We start from the raw sequence: 19,603 nt of genomic DNA on the forward strand, positions 1-19,603 counted from the left end.
CCTTCACGATTCCAGTTCTGCGGCAAGGCGTTCCAGTTCGCTGAGCACGAGGTCTTCGACGGTTTCGGCCAGCGCCGCGACAGTGCGCGCGGCCAGCACGTCGGCCGGGGTCAGCCGGATGTCGAAGAGCGCGCTCGCTTTGGCGGAGATGTGCAGGCTGCGCAGCGAATCGCCGCCGAGGGCGAAGAAGCTGTCCTGCGTGCCGACCCGGTCCGCGCCGAGCACCTCGGCCCAGATCCCGGCGAGCGCTCGCTCGGTCTCCGTCCGCGGCTCGACGTTCCCGGTCTCCGTCGCCCGCGGGGCGGGCAGCGCACGTCGGTCGAGCTTTCCGTTGGCGCTCACCGGAAGCCGGTCGAGCGCGACGAAGACCGACGGCACCAGGTAGTCCGGCAGGGACTGGACCAGGAACTCCCTGAGCACGTTTTCTGCGGTGTTCCCGGTCGCCGCGACGACATAGGCGACCAGTTGTTTCGCACCCGGCTGGTCCTCGCGGACCAGCACCGCGGCCTGCGCGACGTCCGGATGCTTCGCCAGCACGGCCTCGACCTCGCCCGGTTCGACCCGGAACCCGCGCAGTTTGACCTGGTCGTCGCGGCGGCCGAGGAATTCCAGCGTCCCGTCGGGGCGCCAGCGGACGAGGTCGCCGGTGCGGTACATCCGCTCCCCCGGCGGGCCGTCCGGATCGGCGACGAACCGGTCCGCGGTCAGCCCGGGCCGGTCCCGGTAGCCCCGGGCCAGGCCCGCGCCGGCCAGGCACAGCTCGCCGGGCACGCCCGGCGGCACCGGGCGCAGGTCCGCGTCGAGCACCCGGGCGCGGACGCCGTCCAGCGGGCGGCCGATCGGGATCCGGTCCGGCGGCGGCGCGTCCATCGGATGGGCGGTGGCGAACACCGTCGTCTCGGTCGGGCCGTAGCCGTCGACGATCCGCAGCCCGGGACACGCCGCCAGCACCCGCCGCACCGCCTCCGCCGGGACGACGTCGCCGCCGGTCCAGACCTCGCGCAGGCCGGTGAAGCACTCCGGCGTCTCCTGGGCCAGGATCCGGAACAGCCCGGCGGTGACCCACACCGCGGTCAGGCCGTGCTCGCGGACGAGGCCGCGCAGCAGCGGGGCGTCGAGGCCCGGGTCCGGGCTGGTGACGACCCAGCCGCCGGTGAGCAGCGGCACCCACAGCTCGTAGGTCGCGGCGTCGAACGCCAGCGGCGAGTGCAGCAGGACCCGTTCGTGCGCCCCGCCGCGGAACCGGCGGTCGGCGGCCAGCGCCGCGACGTCGCGGTGGCGCACCACCACGCCTTTCGGCACCCCGGAGGAGCCGGACGTGTACATCACGCAGGCCGCCTGGTCCGGGTCGACGGCAATATCCGGATCGCTGTCCGGCTCGTCGTCCACAGAGGACAGCAGGACGGTCTGGGCGAGCGGATGTTCTTCCGCCGCGACGATGAACCGGACTCCGTCGAGCAGCACCCGCTGCCGTTCGAGCGGGGCGCGCGCGTCGAGCGGCAGGTACGCGCCGCCCGCCTTGGCCACCGCCAGCTCGGCGACCACCGCGGCCGCGTGGTCCACCGCGAGCCCGACCGGTTCCTCCGGCCGCAGCCCGAGCCCGGCCAGCCGGTTCGCGAGCCGGTTGGCCCGCCGGTTCAGCTCGGCGTAGGTGACCGGCTCGCCGCCGAGGACGGCCGCGAGGGCGTTCGGCCGGACGCGGACCTGTTCGGCGAACAGTTCGGGCAGCGACCGCGGTTCCGGTTCGCCGCAGCCGCCGGCCCGTTCGGCGAGGAGCTGGGTCTCCGCCGCGGTGATGACCGGGACCGCACCGAGCGCGCGGTCTCCGTCCGAGGTCAGGGCGCTGAGGATTTCCAGCAGCCGGGCGGCCAGGTCCGTCACCGTCTCGGGGTCGAACAGCGCCGGGTCGTAGCCGACGTCCACCGACAGCTCCGCACCGGGCGAGGCGACCACGGTGACCGGGAAGTTCGTGGTCTCCCGGGCGGACAGGTCGCGCACGTTCAGGCCGTGCCCGGCCGCGGCACCGGTGATCGGGTAGTTCTCGAACACCACCAGGCTGTCGCACAGGTTCACCCCGCCCGGCAGGCCCGCCCAGCCCTGGACCCGCGCGAGCGGGACGTGCCCGTGCCCGCGCGCTTCGGCCTGCGCCGCTTGCAGCCCGGCGAGCCAGTCCGCGACGGGAGCGCCCCGGTCCACAGCGACCCGGACCGGCAGGGTGTTGATGAAGATGCCGGGAATGTCGTCCACTCCGGGAACTTCGGCCGGACGACCGGAAGCGGTGGCACCGAACACCACGTCGTTCTGTCCACTGTAGACCGACAGCAGCAGCGCCCACGCTCCTTGCAGGACAACGTTGTGCGTGAGGCCGTGGCGTTTGACGAACGCGTCCAGCCGGGCGGTGGCGGGCCGGTCCAGGCGGACGGGCAGCCACTCGGCCGAGCACGGGGCGTGACCGGACGGCGGGGTCCGATCGGTCGGCAGCTGCGTCGGGCCTTCGATCCCGGCGAGTGCGGTGCGCCAGAACTGTTCGGCCGCGGCCTGGTCGTGCCCGCCCAGCCAGGCGAGGTAGTCGCGGAACGGCGGCCGGGAGGGCAGCGGCTGGCCGGCGTAGGCGGTGCAGACGTCCGAGAGGATCTGGAAGACGCTCCAGCCGTCGAGCAGGACGTGGTGGAACGTCCACAGCACCAAGACTTCCGTATCCGAAAGCCGAGCCAGCGCGACGCGGGCCAGCGGGGCGACGGCCAGGTCTAGGCCTTGCGCGCGGTCTTCGGCGAGCAGCCGCGCCAGCTCTGCTTCGTGCCCGTCCAGGCCGGTCCAGTCGAGGTGCCGGACCGGCAGTTCGGCTTCGCGGTGCACGACCTGGACCGGCTCGTCCACGCCGGTCCAGACGAAGGACGTGCGCAGAACCGGTGTGCGGTCGACGATCTGCTGCCACGCCCGGCCGAGCCGCTGCGGATCGGTGACTCCTTCGAGCACGAAGGTCGCCTGCTCGAAGTACATGCCCTGCGCGGTCTGCGAGAGGCCGTGGAAGACCATCCCGCCCTGCATCGGCGTCAGCGGGTAGATGTCCTCGACGGCCCGGCCCTCGACCAGCCGGTCCACTCCTGCCTGGTCGAGCGCGGCCAGCGGGAAGTCGGACGGGGTGCGGCCGCCGGTGCCCGGTTCGGCGCAGTGCGCGATGATTTCCCGCAGCGCCGTCAGCATCTGCTCGGCCAGGGCTTCGACGGTGTCGCCGGCGGTGGCGTGCGACCAGGTCAGTTCCAGAACGCCTGCTTCGACGCGGCCGACGACGTCGAGCACGTGGGTCCGGAGTGCGGCCGGATCGACGTCGGCGTCCAGGCTGCCGACGCGGAACAGTCCGCCTTCTGCCGTGCCGAACTGGCCGAGGTAGTTGAAACTCACCGGCGGGTCGATCTCCGGCGCGGTGCCGGTCAGGTAACGCAGTGCGCCGTAACCGATGCCCCGGCGCGGGATCGCGCGCAGCTGTTCCTTGACGGCCTTGAGCGCGGAACCCCAGTCGTCCGGGACGTCCAGCGCGACCGGGAACATGGTGGTGAACCAGCCGACTGTCCGGGACAGATCGATCCCGTCGAACAGGTCTTCGCGACCGTGGCCTTCGAGGTCGATCACCGGGACTTCGCCGGCCCAATTCCGCAAAACGCGGCCCAGCGCGGTCAGCAGCACGTCGTTGACCTGCGTCCGGTAGACCTCGGGGACGTCCTGCAGCAGCGCGCGGGTTTCCTCGGCGGTGAGGCGGACGGTGACCTCGTGGGTGTCGGCGATGCGGCCCGGGTCGCCCGCGGCCACCGGCGGGAGGGACTGCCAGTGCGCGAGTTCGTCGTCGAAGCCGCCTGCCTCGGCGTGTTCGGCGAGCCTTCGGGACCAGGCGAGGAACGACGTCGTCTTCGGTTCGAGGTCTTCGCCTCGGTACGCGGTTTCCAAGTCCTCCAAGAGAATCCGCCACGAAACGCCGTCGATGACCAGATGGTGCGCGGCCAGCAGCAGCCGCCGTCCGTCGAGCACCGCGTTCAGCAGCGGGCCGCGTTCGACGTCGAAAACGGGCTCGCCGACGAGCAGTTCGACCGGGCCGGGCGGGTCGCTGTGCTGAGCTTGATCGAACCGCAGCCGCAGCGCGTCGTGGTGTGCCCAGACCGTCTCCAAGGCCCGGCGCAACGCCGGTGCGTCGATGTCCTCGGCGAATTCCAGTACCACCCGCTGGTCGAACCGCTGTGGCTGGGTCTCGAAGTACCACCGCTGGATCGGGGTGAGCGGCGCTTCGCCGACGACCGGGCCCTGCTCGGCTTTCGGCCCGTGGTCGCCGCCGGCGTGCGCGGCCAGGGCGGCCAGCGTCGGATGCCGGAACACCTCGTGCGGCAGGAGGATCAGCCCGGCGCGGCGAGCCCGGGAGACGACCTGGATGCTGAGGATCGAGTCGCCGCCGAGTTCGAAGAAGTTCGTCTCGGCCCCGACGTCCTCGACGCCGAGCACCTCGGACCAGATCCCGGCCAGGACCCGTTCGGCTTCCGTCGCCGGGGCGGTGCGGTCGCCGGTCGCGGCGAAGTCCGGGGCGGGCAGGGCGGCGCGGTCGAGCTTTCCGTTGACATTCAACGGCAATCGGTCGAGCCCGACGAACGCGGCCGGGACCATGTAGTCCGGCAAGGTCCGGCCGAGGAAGGCGGGCAGCTCGTCCGCTTCACCGGTGTAATAAGCGACGAGCCGCTTGACGCCGTGGTCCTCGCGCGCCAGCACAGCGGCCTGGGCGATGCCGGGGTGCGCGGCCAGCGCTGCTTCGACTTCGCCGGGTTCGATCCGGAAGCCGCGGATCTTGACCTGCTCGTCCACGCGTCCGGCGAAGTCCAGCTCGCCCCGCGCACTCCAGCGGACCAGGTCGCCGGTGCGGTACATCCGCTCCCCCGGCGGCCCGAACGGATCGGGCAGGAACCGCTCGGCGGTCAGTCCGGGGGCGTCGTGGTACCCGCGCGCCAGGCCCGCGCCGGCGAGGTGCAGTTCGCCCAGCGCGCCCGGCGGCACCGGCCGCAGGTCCGGGCCGAGGACGTAGGCCCGTGTGTTGTCCAGCGGCTTCCCGATCGGCACGACGTCGGGCACCGGGCCGAGAACCGGGTGCGACAGCGCGAAGGTCGTCGTTTCGGTCGGGCCGTAGACGTCCACGACGGTCGTGTCCGGGCAGGCTTCCCGCACCCGCCGCACGGCTGCCGACGGGACGGCGTCGCCGCCGGTCCAGACCTCCTGCAGCCCGCGGAAGATCTCCGGCGCTTCGCGCGCCGCGAGCCGGAACAGGCCGGTGGTGAGGAACGCGGCGCCGACGCGGTGTTCGGCGAACAGGCGGTCCATCGTTTCGAGGTCGAGGTCCCCGGGCGGGGCGACGACGACCGTGCCGCCGTTGAGCAGCGGCACCCACAGCTCGTACGTCGAGGCGTCGAAGGCTTGCGACGCGTGCAGCAATACCCGGTGGTGCTTGGTGAAACGCCGGTCGGCCGCCAGCGCCACGATGTCGCGGCGGCTGGGTGCGACACCCTTTGGCTTGCCGGTCGAACCCGAGGTGTACATGACGTACGCCAGGTTTCCCGGATCCGCCTTGGGGAGCGGCACATCGGCCGTTTGGTCGCCGGGCACGACTGTGAGTCCACTGTGGACATTCTCGGCGGTGCCGCCCCAGGTTTCGTCGGTGACCAGGATGTTTACGCCGGACAGGAGGGTTTTGAGCCGGGGTTCGGGGGCACGGGTGTCCAGCGGCAGGTACGCCGCACCGGCCTTGATGATCGCCAATTCGGCGACGACCAGCCCCGGCGAGCGGTCCATCAGCACGCCGACGAGCGTTTCCGGCCGGGCGCCGCGCGAGACCAGGTACCGGGCGAGCCGGTCGGACTGCTGGTCCAGCTCCGCGTAGGTCAGGCGGATCCCGTCGCCCGCCACCGCGACCGCTTCCGGCGCTTGCCGGACCCGCGCGGCGAACAGCTCGGTCAGGTCGTCCTCCGGAAGCGGCTGGGCGGTGTCGTTCCAGTCGACGAGCACCGTGCGCCGTTCGGCCTCGGTGAGCAGTTCGATGTCTTCCAACGATCCCGGGCCCGCGCTGAAAGCGTCGAGGACAGCGGTGAGCTGCCGGGTGATCCGCTCGGCGGTCCCGGCGTCGAACAGGTCCGGGTCGTAGCCGACGTCGAGGGTCAGCTGCTCCCCTGGCGAGGCGACGACGCTGATCGGGTAGTTCGTCGTCTCGGCTGCATCGACGTCGCGCAGCCGCAACCCGCGCGTCGCCGCCTTGTCGATCGGGTAGTTCTCGAACACCACGATGCTGTCGAAAAGGCTTCCGCCGCAACCGCTCCATGCCTGCAGTTTGGTCAGCGGCAGATGGCCGTACCGACGCGATTCGACCTGAGCGGACTGCAGCTGAGCCAGCCACTCGGTCACGTCGGTCCCGGTCACGGTGACCCGTACCGGCAGGGTGTTGATGAAGATGCCGGTGATGTCGTCCGCGCCGGGGAGGTCGACCGGACGGCCGGAAACCGTGGTGCCGAAGCAGACGTCGCGCTCGCCGCTGAGCCGCGCCAGCACCAGCGCCCACGCGCCCTGCAAGACGGTGTTCAGGGTGAGACCGGCTCGGCGAGCGAAGTCCTTTAACCGTCCGGAGTTTTCGACCGGCACCCGCAGCCATTCCGACGACCGGCTCGTGTGCGCCTGCGCGGGGGCCCGGTCATACGGCAGCCGGGCGGGCGCGACGAGACTGCCGAGTTCGCGCCGCCAATGTTCCTCGGCCGCCGCGTCGTCCTGCCGGTCCAGCCAGGCGACGTAGTCGCGGAACGGCGGTCGCTCGGGAAGCTCGGCGCGGGAGTAGGCGGCGAAGACGTCGGACAGCACGCCGAAGACGCTCCAGCCGTCGAGCAGGACGTGATGGAACGTCCACAGCACCCGGACCTCGGTGTCGGACAGCCGCGCGAAAGCCAGTCGCAGCAACGGCATTTCGGTGAAATCGAGCCCTTGGGCCCGGTCAGCGGCGAGCAGGTCCCGCCACGCCTGGTCGCGTTCGTCCGGGGTCCGGTCGCGCCAGTCGAGCCGGGCGATCGGAACCGGGACCTGCCGCTGCACGACCTGAACCGGCTCGGGCACGCCCTCCCAGGCGATCCGCGTGCGCAGCACCGGCGTCCGGTCGACCACCTGCTGCCACGCCTGTTCCAGCGCGGCTAGATCGCCGACGCCGTCGAGCACGAACCCGACCTGCTGGAAGTAGACCCGCTCGCCGGGCTGGGACAGCGCGTGGAACACCATCCCGGACTGCATCGGCGTCAGCGGGCAGACGTCTTCGACCTCCCGGCCGTCGCCGACCAATTCGTCCACTTCTGCCTGGGCGAGTGCGGCCAGCGGGAAGTCCGACGGCGTCCGGCCGCCCGCTCCCGGCTCCGCGCAATGCCGGATGATCTCGCGCAGGGCCGTCGTCATCGCGGCGGCGAGTGTGTCCATAGTGGACCGTTCGTGCACGCCTTCGGCGTAGTACCAGGTCAATTCCAGCTCGCCGGCCTCGACGCGGCCGACGACGTCGAGCAGATGCGCGCGAGCCGAACGGGGGCTCTCGTCGGATTCCAGACGGCCGGAGCCGAACTGGCCGAGGTAGTTGAAACTCACCTGCGGGTCGAGCTCCGGCGCGGTGCCGGTCAAGTACCGCAGCGCGCCGTAACCGATCCCCCGGCGCGGCACCGAGCGCAGCTGCTCCTTGACGGATTTGAGCGCCGCACCCCAGTCGTCCGGGACGTCCAGCGCCACCGGGAAGACCGTGGTGAACCAGCCGACTGTCCGGGAAAGGTCGACGTCGCCGAACAGCTCCTCGCGGCCGTGGCCCTCCAGATCGACCACGGGCGTCCCGCCGGTCCAGTCCCGCAGGACGCGGCCGAGCGCGGTCAGCAGCACGTCGTTGGCCTGCGTGCGATAGACCTTCGGGACGTCGCGCAGCAACGCCCCGGTCTCCGCCGCGGACAGCCGGACGGTCACCGAACGCATCGAGGCGACAGTCGCGCCGCCTCGGCCGTCGACCGGCACCGTGGTCGTGCCGGAGATGCCTCGCCAGTAGCCGAGTTCGTCGTCGAACCCGCCTTCGGCGGCGTGCTCTTCGAGCCGGATCGCCCAGTCGCGGAAGGACGTCGTCCGGGGGCCGAGGTCGATCGGTTCGCCCTGCAACGCCTGGTTGTACGCGCGCTCGAAGTCCTCCATGAGCACGCGCCACGAGACCCCGTCGACCACGAGATGGTGCACCGAAAGCCGGTTCTGGTCGAAGGTGACCAACGGTGTCTCAGCGCCGACCGGGCCGTTTTCCTGGAGCCAGTGGGTTTCGCCGCGGGCGAAGCGCATCCGGAGCGCGTCGTGGTGCGTCAGCAGCGCCTCGACGGCCGCGCGCGCCGCGTCCGGGTCGACGGCGTCCAGGCGGACGAACTGGTGGAAATGGTCCGGCTCGGCGGTTTGCGTCGCGAAGAACCAGCGCTGGATCGGGGTGAGCGGCACTGGCCCGTGGACCGGGCCGCGCTCGACGGCCGTCGTCGCGGTGCGGGCCGCCGCGGCGAGCGCGGCCGGGGTGCGGTGCGCGAACAGGTCGCCGGGCTGCAGTTCCAGGCCCGCTCGGCGAGCACGGGAGACCACCTGCATGCTGAGGATCGAATCGCCGCCCAGCTCGAAGAAGTCGTCCGTCGCGCCGACGCGTTCGACGCTGAGCACGTCAGCCCAGATGTCGGCGATCGTGCGCTCGCGTTCGGTCCGCGGCGCGACGTGGTCCCGTGCGCCGAACTCGGGCGTCGGCAGCGCCTGCCGGTCGAGCTTCCCGTTGACGTTCACCGGGAACCGCTCCAGCCGGACGAACGCGGCGGGCACCATGTAGTCCGGCAGCGTCCGGCCGAGGAATTCCGCCAGACCGGCGGTCTCGCCGACGACATAGGCGACCAGCCGCTTCACCCCGCCGTCGGAACGCGCCAGCACGGCCGCCTGCTCGACGCCGGGATGCTCGCCGAGCGCCGCCTCGATCTCGCTCGGCTCGACCCGGAACCCGCGGATCTTGACCTGTTCGTCGGCCCGGCCGACGAATTCGAGCGCGCCCTCGTCGTTCCACCGCACCAGGTCGCCGGTGCGGTACATCCGCTCCCCCGGCGGGCCGAACGGATCCGCGACGAACCGTTCGGCGGTCAGCCCGGACCGGCCGAGGTAGCCGCGCGCCAGTCCCGCGCCGGCGATGTGCAGTTCGCCGGGCGCGCCGGGCGGGGCGAGCCGGAGGTCGTCGTCGAGGACGTACACGCGGGTGTGGTCGAGCGGCCCGCCGATCGGGACGACGTCCGGCACCTCGCCGGGCAGCGGGTGCACGGTCGCGAAGGTGGTGGTCTCGGTGGGGCCGTAGACGTCGGCGACCAGTGTGTCCGGGCAGGCTGCCTGGACCCGGCGCAGCGCGGCCGCGGGCACGGCGTCGCCGCCGGTCCAGACTTCCCGCACTCCCGCGAAGACCTCCGGCGATTCCTGCGCGACCAGGCGGAACAGGCCGGTGGTGAGGAACGCGCCGGTCACGCCGTGCGTGGTGAGCGAGCGGCCGAGCGTCTCGACGTCCACGTCTCCCGGCGGGGCCAGCACGACCGTGCCGCCGTTGAGCAGCGGCACCCACAGCTCGTAGGTCGCGGCGTCGAAGGCCTGTTGCGAGTGCAGCAGAATCCGGTCGTGCCGGGCGAACCGCTGGTCGCCGGTCAGGGCCACGACGTCGCGATGCCGCGCCGACACGCCTTTCGGACGGCCGGTCGAACCGGAGGTGTAGATGACGTACGCGAGCTGTTCGGGATCGACGCGGACGGCTGGCGACGTCTCCGGCGCGTTGCTCTCGCCGGTGACGATGGTGCCGGGGTGGACTTCCTCGGCGGTCGCCGACCAGGCCGCGTCGGCTACCAACACGGTCACTTCGGCCTCGTTGAGGAGCAGTCGCAACCGCTCGGCCGGAGCACGCAGGTCCAGCGGCAGGTAAGCGCCGCCGGCCTTGATGATCGCGAGTTCCGCGACGACGAGTTCCGGCGAGCGGTCCATCAGGACGGCGACCCGGTCCTCCGCCCGCACGCCTGCCCCGATCAACCGATGGGCCAGCCGGTTCGCACGGACGTCGAGTTCGCGGTAGGTGATCTGCTCGTCGTCGGTCACCAGCGCGACGGCGTCCGGGGTACGGCGGGCCTGGGCCTCGAACAGTTCCGGCACCGCCGCGTCCGGGACCGGGCGGGCGGTTCCGTTCCGCTCGGCGAGGAGGTGCTCGATCTCGGCGCCGGACAGCATCGGCACTCGGGACACCGGCTCGTGCGGTGCCGCGATCATGCCCCGGACCAGCGCTTCGAGGTGCGCCGCGAGCCTCGCCGCCGCGGAGTCGCCGATCCTCGCGGGATCGTGCGTGAGGATCAGCGACAGCCGGCGTCCGGGATAGGCGACGACGCCCAGCGGGTAGCTGGTCCGCTCGGCCGCACGGACGTCGCGCAGCTCGGACACCTCGTCGATCGGATAGTTCTCGAAGACGACGATGCTCTCGAACAGGCTTCCGCCGCCGCTCCACGCCTGCAGCTTGGTCAGGCCGACGTGCCCGAACCGGCGGGATTCCGCTTGTGCCGCTTGAAGATCGCGCAACCAGTCCGCTACTGCGCGAGTGCCGTCGAGCCGGACCCGCACCGGCAGGGTGTTGATGAAAATGCCGGGAATGTCGTCCGCGCCGGGCAATTCCGCCGGACGGCCGGACACCGTGGCGCCGAAGCACACCTCGGTTTCGCCGCTGTAGCGCGCCAGCAACGCGGCCCAGGCGCCCTGGACGACGGTGTTGACCGTCAACCGGTGCCGCCGCGCGAAGGCGTACACCGCGGCGGACGTCTCGTCGTCCAGCTCCACCGGAATCCGGCCGGTGGAACTCGACGTGTGCGTGCGGACGGCGGGACGCTCGAGGGGCAACGGAGTCGGCGCCGCCCCGGCGAGTTCGGCCCGCCAGTATTCCTCGGCGCGCTCGTCGTCTTGGCCGGCGAGCCAGGCCGCGTAGTCGCGGAACGGCTGCCGGACGGGCGGTTCTTCGCCGCGCAGCAGGGCGACGACGTCGGAGAGGATGCCGAAGACGCTCCAGCCGTCGAGCAGGACGTGGTGGAAGGTCCAGAGCACGCGCACCTTCGTGGCGGATTCCCGCGCGACGGCCAGCCGCGCCAGCGGAGCCTTGGCGAGGTCGAATCCTTCGGCCAGGTCTTGCTCCAGCAACAGCCGCGAAGCTTTCTCGACGTCCACAGTGGACCAGTCCAGATAGGACACCGGAAGCTCGACCGCGCGCTGCACCACCTGCAGCGGCTGGGGAACGCCGTCCCACACGATCCGGCTGCGCAGGATCGGGGTCCGCTCGACAATCCGCTGCCACGCCTCGCCGAGCCGCTGCGGATCGGGCACCTCGTCCACAGTGAACGAAACCTGTTCGAAGTAGACGCGGTCGCCGGGCTGGGCGAGGTCGTGGAACACCATCCCGGCCTGCATCGGCGTCAGCGGGTAGATGTCCTCGACGTCCCGGCCGTCGCCGACTAGGTCGTCCACCCCCGCTTGGTCGAGCCCGGCCAGCGGGAAGTCCGACGGTGTCCGGCCGCCCGCTCCCGGCTCCGCGCAATGCCGGACGATCTCGCGCAAAGCTCCGGCCATCGCCGCGGCCAGCCAGTCCACAGTGGACTTCTCGTGGACGCCCTCGGCGTAGTGCCAGGCCAGTTCCAGCTCCCCGCCCTCGACCCGGCCGACCACCTCCAGCAGATGCGGACGGACGGTGTCCGGCGCGACGTCCAGCGCGAGTTCGCGGCGCAGGGCCGGGAAAAGGTCGCCGGGCAGGTCGAACTGGCCGAGATAGTTGAAGCTCACCTGCGGTTCGATCACCGGCGCCGAGCCGGCCAGATACCGCAGCGCGCCGTAGCCGATCCCCCTTCGCGGGACCGCGCGCAATTGCTCCTTGACCGCCTTCAGCGCCGCGCCCCAGCCGTCCGGGACGTCCAGCGCCACCGGGAACATGCTGGTGAACCAGCCGACCGTCCGCGACAGGTCGACGCCGTCGAACAGCTCCTCGCGGCCGTGCCCTTCGAGGTCGAGGACCGGCCGGTTCCCGGTCCAGTCCCCCAGCACCCGGCCCAGCGCGGCCAGCAGCACGTCGTTGACCTGCGTCCGGTACGCCTGCGGCACCCGGCGCAGCAATGCGTGCGTCTCGTCCGCGGTGAGCCGGGCCGTGACGACGCGGGCCCGGCCGAACGTGTTCTCCGCCGTGCCGTCGACCGGAAGCGGTGTGGGCGTGGGCAGTTCCCACCAGTGCGCGAGTTCGTCGTCGAAGCCGCCCGCTTCCGCGTGCTCGGCGAGCCGGTGTGCCCATTCGCGGAAGGAGGTCGTCCGCGGGCCGAGATCGATCGGTTCGCCGCGCACGGCCTGCTGATAGGCGCGGTCGAGGTCTTCGAGCAGCAACCGCCAGGACACGCCGTCGGCCACGAGGTGATGCGCGGCCAGGTGCAGCGTGCGAGGTTCGCCGGACAGGGACCACCGCAGCAGCGTGTGCCCATCGCCGACGGCGGTGTTGTGCTGGTGCCAAGCGTCGCGGTCGTGGTTGAACCGCATCCGCAGCGCGTCGTGCTGCTCGGACAACGCGGCCAGCGCGGAGATCAGCGCGGCCAAGTCGACGTCGGCAGGGAGCTCGACGGCGATCGTCTGGTCGAAGCGGTCCGTGTCCAGCCCGAAGAACCAGTGCTGGATCGGGGTCAGGACGACATCGCCGCTTTCCGGGCCGCGCGCCGGGATCGCGGCGGCCTCGCCGACCGTCGGGGCGAGCGCGGCGATCGTCTGGTGGCGGAACAGATCGGCGGTGGTCACGCTGAATCCCGCTTGCCGGGCGCGGGCGCTCACCTGGATGCTCAGGATCGAATCGCCGCCGAGGGCGAAGAAGTTGTCGTCCACGCCGACGCGGTCGAGGCCGAGCACGTCGGCCCAGATCCCGGCGAGCACCGCCTCCCGCTCGGTGCGCGGTGCGACGGTCCGCTCGCTGGAGGTCTGCGGCTCCGGCAGGGCGCGGCGGTCGACCTTGCCGTTGGCGGTGAGCGGCAGCTCGGCCAGCGGGACGAGCACAGACGGCACCATGTAGTCCGGCAGCGTGCGGCCGACGGCCCGGCGGAGCGCTTCGGCGTCCACCGTCGCCGGGACCACGTAACCGACCAGCTGCTTCCGTCCGCCGGTGGACCGGATCGTCACGAACGCCTGCGCCACCTCTTCCTCGGCGGCCAGCGCGCGTTCGATCTCGGCCGGTTCGACCCGGAAGCCGCGGATCTTGACCTGGTCGTCCACGCGGCCGAGGAATTCGAGCGTCCCGTCGGTGCGCCACCGGCCCAGGTCGCCGGTCCGGTACATCCTGGCTCCGGGGTCGCCGGAGGGGTCGGCGACGAAGCGGTCCGCGGTCATTCCCGGCTGGTCGAAGTAACCGCGGGCCAGCCCGGCCCCGGCGATGCAGATCTCGCCGGCCGCGCCGCGCGGCAGCAGGCGGAGCCGATCGTCGACGAGGTGGATCCGGACGTCCCGCAGCGGCGTGCCGATCGGGATGCCGTCGGGAACCTCGGTCGTGATCCGGAAGGACGTGGCGAAAGTGGTGGTTTCGGTCGGGCCGTAACCGTCCACGACGGCGATGCCGGGGCAGCTGTCGAGGACCCTTCGCGCGGCGGGCGGCGGCACGACGTCGCCGCCGGTCCAGACCTCGCGCAGTCCGGCGAAGCATTCGGGCGTCTCCTCGGCGAAGAGCCGGAAGAGGCCCGCGGTCAGCCAGAGTGCGGTGAGCCGGTGTTGGGTGACCAGCTGCTGGATCACGTCGGCGTCCAGGTCCCCGGGCGGCGCGACGACCACGGTGCCGCCGTTGAGCAGCGGGACCCACAGCTCGTAGGTGGAGGCGTCGAAGGCCAGCGGGGAATGCAGCAGGACCCGCTCGTGGCCGGTGAAGCACGGGTCGGTCGCGAGGGCCGTGACGTCCGCGTGCCGCACGGCCACGCCCTTCGGGACGCCGGTGGAGCCCGACGTGTACTCGACGTAGGCCAGGTTCTGGGGGCTCAGCGCGGTTTCCGGCGCGGTGGGCGGCTCGTCGACGTCCGCCACGACCACCGACGTTCCCTTGTGGACAGTGACCGCTGTGTCGTGCCAGGTCTGGTCGGTGAGTACCAGCGACACTCCGTCGAGGACGCGGCGCAGGCGGTCGGCCGGGGCGCGCAGGTCCAGGGGCAGGTAGGCTCCACCGGCCTTGAGGATCGCCAGCACGGCCACGACGAGGTCGGCCGAACGGTCCAGCAACACGCCCACCCGTTCCTCTGGCCTTAGGCCGCGCCGGATCAGGTGCCGCGCGAGACGGTTCGCCCGGGACTGCAGCTCCGCGTAGCTCAGGCTCAAGTCGCCGCACACCAGCGCGGTGGCGTCCGGACTTTGCTCGGCGCATCGGTCGAACAGTGCCGGAACCGTCTCGGCTGGCGTGCCTTCGGGCGGGCCGGGAAGCAGGAACCGGCGGTCCTCGGCGGTGAGCAGCGGGAGGTCGCCCACCGGCCGCGCCGGGTCGGCGGCGATCCCGGCGAGCAGCACTTCCAGGCTCTGCGCGAGACGTTCGATGGTGGCGGCGTCGAAGAGCGCGGTGGCGTACTCGACGGTGACGCGCAGGCCGTCCGGTTCCGGCCAGAACTCCACTACGAGGTCGAAGCGTGCCGAAGGCCGGGGCAGCGCGTATTCGCTGACCCGCAGCCCGGCGACCGTGCGCTCCGACACCAGCGGGCGCTGCAGGACGACGACAGCCTGCACCAGCGGCGTCCGCGACGGGTCGCGTTCGGGCTGGACTTCTTCTACGACGCGGTCGAACGGGACGTCACCGTGGGCGAACGCGGCCAGCACGGTTTCGCGGAACTCCGACAGGAAACGGTCGAACGGCTGCGCACCGTCCACTGAGGACCGCAGCACGAGCGTGTTGACGAAGAATCCGGTCAGCGGCTCCAGTTCGGCCCGGTCGCGGCCGGACACCGCCGTGCCGACTGCGACGTCGCGCTGGCCGCTGTAAGCGGACAGGACGGCCTGGACAGCCGCGGTCAGGGTCATGAACAGCGTCGCGCCCTGCGCCCGGCCCGCTTCCGCGACCCGGCGGACCAGGTCGGAGGGCAGGTCGTGCCGGTGCACCGCGCCTTCGGTGGTGCGCTGCGGAGGCCGGGGACGGTCGGTCGGCAGCGCGAGCGGTTCGAGGCCGTCGAGCGTCTCGCGCCAGTAGCCGAGCTGGTCGAGACGTTCGGACGCCAAGCGCCACCGGGTGTAGTCCTGGTAGCCGAGCGGCAGCGGGGGAAGGGCCTTGCCGCCGTACAGGTCGAGGAGTTCTTCGGTGAGCACGGCGATCGACCGGCCGTCGGTGACGATGTGGTGCTGGCACAGGAGAAGCAAGTGCTCGTCCGCGGCGAGCGGGAACAGCACGGCCCGGGTCAACGGTCCCGTCCGCAGGTCGAACGGTTCGCTCAGGGCGGCCTTCAGCGTCTCGTCGTCCGGGGCGGACTCCGCTGTGCGCAACGGGATTTCCCCGGTCGGCGCGATCCGCTGCATCCCTTGCCCGGCAACGGAATCGAAGGTCGTGCGCAGCGATTCGTGCCGGGCGCACAGGGAGGCCAACGCGATGCGCAAAGCGGTCAGGTCGAGCGGGCCGGACAGCTGGATCCCAACGCCGGTGTTGTACTCGGTGCTGCCGCCGGTCATTTCGTCGAGGAACCACAATCGCCGCTGTGCCGGGGACAGCGGAAGCAGCCCCGTCGGCGGCGCGACCGGGATCGCCTGCTCGGCGCGCGGCCCGTTTTCCAGGGCCTGCGCGAGTTTTTCCACGCTGGACGCGTCGAACAGCGCTCGCGCCGAGAGATCCGCGCCGAACGTGCGGCGCAACCTGGACAACGCCTGCACGGCCAGGATCGAGTCGCCGCCCAGGGCGAAGAAATCGTCCTCGACGCCGATGCGGTCCAAGCCCAGCACTTCGGTGAGGATCTCGGCGACCGCGCGTTCGGTGTCCGTTCTCGGCTCGATGCCTTCCGGTTCGATCGACGGCGCGGGCAGCGCTTTCCGGTCGACCTTTCCGTTGGCGCTCAGGGGAAGCTCGTACAGCACGACAATCGCCGAGGGCACCTGATAGCTCGGCAATGCCGCCGCGACAACGGCTTTCAGGTCTTTCCGCGGTGCTCCCGGCGTTAATACGACGTAGGCCACCAGCCGCTTCGTCCCCGGCCCGTCCTCCCGCGCGACGACCACGGCCTCCGCGACCGTGCCGTCCGCGGCGAGCACGGTTTCGATTTCGCCGAGTTCCACCCGGAAACCGCGGATCTTGACCTGATCGTCGGTGCGGCCGAGGAATTCCAGCTCGCCCTGCTCGTTCCAGCGGACCACGTCGCCGGTGCGGTACATCCGCTCGCCGGGCACGCCGGGATCGGCGACGAACTTCTCCGCCGTCGCCCCGGGACGCGCCCAGTACCCGCGCGCGAGCCCGGCGCCCGCCAGGTGCAGCTCGCCGGGCTCCCCGGACGGGACCGGATTCAACGCGTCGTCCAGCACATACGCGCGGACGCCGTCCAGCGGGCGGCCGATCGGCATGGCCGTCACGTCCGCCGACTGGACCGCGTGCGCCGTCGCGAAGGTGGTGGTCTCGGTCGGGCCGTACCCGTCGACCACGGTGACGCCGGGACAGGCGCGCAGCACCCGCCGCACCGCACCGGCCGGGACGACGTCGCCGCCGGTCCAGACCTCTCGCACGCCCTGGAAACAGTCCGGGGCTTCCTGCGCGACGACCCGGAACAGGCCCGCTGTCAGCCAGACCGCACCGATGTCGTACCGGGAAACGACCTCGCGGAGGCTCTCGACGTCGAGGTCCCCGGGCGGCGCGACCACCACGGTGCCGCCGGTCAGCAACGGCACCCACATCTCATAGGTGGAGGCGTCGAAAGCGGCCGGAGAGTGCAACAGCACCCGCCGATGCGCGTCCCCGGCGAATCTCCGGTCGGCCGCGAGCGCCGCGACGTCGCGATGCCGGACCGCGACCCCCTTGGGCTTTCCGGTCGAGCCGGACGTGTGCACCAGATACGCCAGGTTGTCCGGACGCACTGCCGCCGAAGGGAAGTCCGCTTCCGGCAACGGCCGCCCGAGCACCGCGATCTGTCCACTGTGGATTTCCGCGGCGCGGACCGGGTCGTCGGTCAGCAGCACCGTCACCCCGGACTCGACCAGCAGCGTCCGCAACCGGGTGTCCGGCGCGCGCCGGTCGAGCGGCACGTACGCGCCGCCGGCGGCGACCACGGCCAGCTCCGCGACGACCAGCCCGGCCGACCGCTCCGCCAGCACCCCGACCCGATCCTCCGCGCGCAGCCCCAGCCGCATCAGGTACGCGGCCAGCCTGCCTGCCTCGCCCGCCAGTTCGGCGTAGGTCAGCCGGGCCGACGCGCCGTCCACGGCGATCGCGTCCGGCGCCGACCGCACCTGTGCGGCGAACAGCTCCGGCAGGCTGGCGGCTGCGTCCGGTTCGGCCGGAATGTCTTGGGCGGTCATCGTCTTTCGCTACCTTCCGGGCACACCAAGGGATCCCGCCTGGCGCGGGTGGGGACGAGGGGTTCGAAGGCGCTCAGCACCGCCGCGCGAGCCGGCCGCCGATCTCGACGGCGGCCGCCGCGCCGGGTTCGCCGCGGAACCGGCCGCAGGGGGTGGCCCGGGCGGTCGCCGGATCGCGGACGGTGAACGTGCCGTCGGCGTACCGGGTCAGTTCGGGGAAAACGTCGCCGTCCACGTCGAGGCACGCGCCGCCGCGGGTGTCCGGCCGGATCGTGTATCCGATCGCTCCGTTGCGATAGCTGCCGAAATCGTCTTCTGGAAACGGAATCGGGAAGGAATCCGCGGCCTGGGCGCGCTGGGGCGGGAGACCGAATTCCGGCAGTTCGCCGGCCAGGTCGTGCCAGAGGTCGGTGCCGCCGGCGCCGTTGGCGGTCAGCGCGAGCACGCAGGCGCCGGCCTGGTCGATCCGCAGGTGGCACGAGGTGCCGTCGGCCGTTCCGTCGTGTCCGAGCCAGCGGAACTCCTCGTCGCCGAAGCAGGCCAGCCCCAGCCCCCAGCCGTCCGCGAGGCCGAACGGTTCCGCGGCCGGCACCGGCCGATGCAGGTCAGTGGCGGTCACGACGTCGAGCAGCCCCGGTTTGCCCAGGTGCACCCGCCCGAGCGCGACGAGGTCGCGGGCGCTGAGCGCGAGCGCGCCCGCCGGGTCCAGCATCGGCGGCAGCACCTGCGCGAGCGGACGCCCGCCGTCGCGGGCGTGCCCGGTCGCGATGCCCGGGCTGTCCACGTAGACCGGCTCGATCTCCAAGGGCCGCAACAGGATCGACTCGACCGCCTCGCGCCAGCCCATCCCGGTGACCTCTTCGATCAGCTGGCCGACCAGCGCGTAGCCGAGGTTGGAATAGGAGAAGGCGGTCCCCGGCTCGCAGACGAACTCCGCGGACCGCACCTCTTTCCGGGCCGAGCCGGCGGCGTCGGCGGGGTCCGAGGGCAGCCCGCTGGTGTGACTCAGCAGCCTGCGCAGGGTCAGCGCTCCGGGAATCCCGGGGTCGCCCAGCACCTCGCCGACCGGCTGGTCCAGCTCGAGGTCGCCGTCGGAGACGAGCATCATCGCCAGCGTGGCGGTCGCCACCTTGGTGATCGAGCCGATCGGCACCCGCGAGCCCTCCCGCATCGGCACTCCGCGGCTCTCGACACCGGTCTGGACCATTGCGGTCTCGCCGGCGGACCAGACGGCGACCTGCGCTCCCGGCACCCGATGCCGCGCCGCCAGCCGCGCGAGCACCGCGGCCAGCCGGTCCGCACTGCCGGCGCCAGGCACCGGGCGCGGTCTCGGGACTTCGAAACTTTCTTTCCGGGAGTGCATGACCAGGCCTTTCGAATACTCGTAGGAGCCGCTCGAGGAATTGCCCCCCGCTCGCGCGGCACTAGCCCCAGCACAACGCGGACGCCATCAAGCCCATACCCGCGCTGGAATCCATACCCTGCCTAGCGCCGTCGCGCTCCAGCAACCGCCAAACGAAGGACTCCCGCATACGCCGCTTCACACCCAGCGTCACACATTGCCGAGACCATTCTAAAATATGAACAACGGACTCACACCTCGGGGCAACACACAGATAAGCGGATGATCCACCTTCGCATTCGGACGATCTTCACCCCGCGCACCGCACCGATTCCCCTTGCGCCGACCAGCGTAAACCCGCTGTCTCGCGGGCCGCCGAATCGACGATCACCACCAAAGAAGTGGTGCCAACGGCGGTCGCCGTTACCCCGACCGCAGCAACATCACGGCCGCTGCCCCGGATTCGGCCGCATCCGGGGAAAAGATCACGGTCGCCCGTCGCCTAAAAGACTCCCGACAGGTAGCACGACAAGTCGATCTCAGGGAATCCGCGAATCCGCCCGCTAAACCTCAGCCGATCACCGGAAGGTTCCGGAGGATTCCCGCCGAGCGGAATTCACCGCCGTCCGGCGACCACACGAATGGCGCGCGACGCCAGTAGCTCTCGCGATGCGGCAACTCGCT

General features: G+C 71.6%; 2 protein-coding genes. Both read right to left on the bottom strand.

The annotated features are described in order from the left end of the window. Positions 1-3: 3 nt before the first annotated feature. Entirely contained in the window at positions 4-17,577 is a 17,574-nt protein-coding gene (locus ACZ7SW_RS35540) for a non-ribosomal peptide synthetase (protein WP_470234746.1), read from the bottom strand. Positions 17,578-17,650: 73 nt separating this feature from the next. Beyond that, positions 17,651-18,895 carry a serine hydrolase domain-containing protein gene (locus tag ACZ7SW_RS35545; protein WP_470234747.1) on the bottom strand — a complete coding sequence of 415 codons (1,245 nt, stop codon included), beginning with the start codon at positions 18,893-18,895 and terminating at the stop codon, positions 17,651-17,653. Positions 18,896-19,603: the final 708 nt, after the last annotated feature.

Source organism: Amycolatopsis sp. NPDC114484 (genome assembly GCF_055633755.1).

Coding starts and splice junctions, on each gene's coding strand:
- ACZ7SW_RS35540 (WP_470234746.1), bottom strand. CDS start 17,577: ATGACCGCCCAAGACATTCCGGCCGAACCGGACGCAGCCGCCAGCCTG.